General features: G+C 64.4%; 3 protein-coding genes. All 3 read left to right on the top strand.

Going from position 1 to position 2593, the window contains the following annotated elements; genetic code table 11:
- The first annotated feature begins 55 nt into the window (after positions 1–55).
- Positions 56–1036, top strand: coding sequence for a quinone oxidoreductase family protein (locus WAW17_RS30670; RefSeq protein ID WP_422336604.1), 981 nt, complete (start codon positions 56–58; stop codon positions 1034–1036).
- Positions 1037–1119: 83 nt separating this feature from the next.
- Positions 1120–1650, top strand: coding sequence for a MarR family winged helix-turn-helix transcriptional regulator (locus tag WAW17_RS30665; RefSeq protein ID WP_422336603.1), 531 nt, complete (start codon positions 1120–1122; stop codon positions 1648–1650).
- A gap of 225 nt (positions 1651–1875) precedes the next feature.
- Positions 1876–2593: acyl-CoA dehydrogenase family protein (locus WAW17_RS30660; RefSeq protein WP_422336602.1), on the top strand; the 718-nt coding region annotated here is incomplete at its 3' end.

Here is a 2593-nt window from a genome sequence, read left to right as displayed (position 1 = left end):
TTGTTCGTCACTTAAACCATGTTACCGTTGAAATGGTACGACCGAAAGGATTGCTGTGGACGCCGTGGTTTTGCGAGAGTTCGGGGGGCCGGACGTCTTGAGGATGGAGACGATCCCGGATCCGGATCCGAGGCCGGGTTGGGTCACCATCCGACTGAAGGCGGCCGCGCTCAACTGGCACGACGTCCTCGTGCGCCAGGGCAAGTACTCGTCGCCACTGCCGCACGTTCTCGGCGCGGACGGCGCGGGCATCCGTGCAGACACGGGCGAGGAGGTTCTCGTGCTCCCGTCGCTATGGTGGGGCAACCGTGAGGCGGCCCCGAGCGCGCAGTGGGAAATCCTCGGCGACCACCAGAGGGGCACCTACGCCGAGTTGGTACGGGTGCCGGAGGACTGCGTCGCTCCGAAACCCCTCGGTCTCAGCTGGGAGCAGGCCGCTGCACTGCCTCTCGTCGGACTCACCACCTATCGCGCGCTGTTCACGCGCGGTCGCCTCCGCGCAGGCGAGAACCTTCTCGTCCTGGGCGCCGGCGGTGGAGTCGCAACCATGGCCGTCATGCTGGCGTCCGCGGTGGGAGCGAACGTGACCGTCACATCCTCCTCTGCGCCCAAGATCGCGCAGGCAGTGGAACTCGGCGCCGCAAACGGCGTGCTCTACAACGAACCCGAGTGGTCGGAAGCCGCTCGCCGCCACTCCCCCGACGGGCAGGGATTCGATCTCGTCCTGGATTCCGTGGGGACCTGGGAACAGTCCATCGCAGCTTTGCGGCCGGGCGGCCGATTGGTCGTGCTGGGCGCATCTCGCAGCGAACTCGCCACCCTCGACGTCCGGCCGTTCTACTTCGGCCAGTACGAACTGATCGGGACCACGATGGGGAGCCCGCAGGACTTCACCGGGTTGCTGTCGCTTCTCGACGCCAAGACCGTCCCGCCTGTGCCGATCAGCGCCGTATTCCCGCTCACGGAGGCAGCGGCCGCGCACAAGCACCTCGAACAGGGAAGCGGGTTCGGGAAGATCGTTCTCTCACACGGCTGAGAGCGGTTCTCACGCAAGGAGCCGGTACGCATGCGGTCTATCATCTACCGCGACGCGGTTCGATGACGACGAGAGGACACGCAGTGGCGAGTGAACTGCCGATGCCTGCCGACAACGACCGCCGCGACGTGATCGACTGGATGCGAACCGAATGGGCGGAGCGCCGGGATTCTGCCGAACTGGAGTTCGTCACCACGATGGCGTTGCTCCGTACGCACCAGTGGGTGGTCCGCGCCATGGACCAGGAACTGCGTTCACTTCGCCTGTCGCGCAACGCTTACCTGATTCTGACCTCGCTCCAACTCTCCGAAGAACGAACTCGCCCGCTCGGCATGTTGAGCAAATACCTCATGGTCCACCCCACCACCGTGTCGATGGCGGTCGAACAACTCGTGAAGGCCGGGCTCGTCGAACGCCGCGCCCATACGACGGATCGTCGGACCGTTCTCGCCACTCTCACCCCCGCCGGCATAAAAGTGGTCGAGGAAGCGAACAATCGACTCGCCGGGGTCCGCTTCGGCCTGGCGTCGGTCGACACCGAGACCCTGGAAGCGCTGATCGAACGACTGCAACAGGTCCGTCGCGCCGTCGGCGACAGCGAGACCGGGCACTGAGATACACCGGCGACCCTCTCGCGGTTGAGGTATCGAGACCGGCCACCGCATTCCCCGCGTAGTGCGACTTCGCGTCACACCTCTTGCACTAGCAACTTTGACGACCTACTATTCAAACCTAGACTACTTTCCGTGGGGCGAGGAATGGCCGTCCGGCTTTCAGGGCACGACGCGCTCTCTCGCCATGATCACCCCAACCCCAGTCACCCACAGGAGCACACTCCGATGGTTTCATTCGCATTCACCGACGAGCAGGAAGAGTTTCGAAAGACGCTGACAGCGTTCAGTGATCGCGTCCTTCTCCCCTGCTACCGCGACCGAGCGGCCTCAACCGAATTTCCCTTCGACGTTCTGAAGAGACTCGGCGACCTCGATCTATTGGGAATCGGTCTGCCCGAACAGTACGGCGGCACGGGCACCGAAGACCCCGTACTCCTCGGGCTCGCCACCGAGACCCTGGCATACGGCGACGTGAACATGGCATCGGCACCTGTCCAGATCGGTCTGGTCGCCTCACAACTGGCACTGTGCCGGGACGAGATCCAAGACCGATATCTTCCGCCATTGATTCGCGGCGAGCAGACCATCGCTATCGCGCTGACGGAACCCGGGTCGGGGTCCGATGCGAGTGCGCTGACCACCACCGCAACGGCAGTCGACGGCGGATGGCGCCTCAATGGCGAGAAGACGGCCATCTCCTGGGCGATGAATGCCACCGCCGCGCTCGTCTACGCACGCGAGCCCGGATCGAGTCGGGCGCGAGGCGTCAGTTGCTTCGTCGTACCGCTCGACGCGGACGGAGTCAGCGTCAGCCCCATGCCCGGCATGGGCTGCCTCCCGCTGGGCTGGGGAAGCATTCACCTGTCCGACGTCTTCATTCCCGAATCACACCTCGTCGGTGAGCTCGGCAAGGGCTTCCACTCGGTCATGGACCACTTCGACT

It is taken from the genome of Rhodococcus sp. (in: high G+C Gram-positive bacteria), assembly GCF_049286785.1.
In the GTDB taxonomy this organism is placed as follows: Bacteria; Actinomycetota; Actinomycetes; order Mycobacteriales; family Mycobacteriaceae; genus Rhodococcus_F.
The sequence above is the reverse complement of the archived record's forward strand: the minus strand, read 5'-3'. Positions and strand labels throughout refer to the sequence as shown.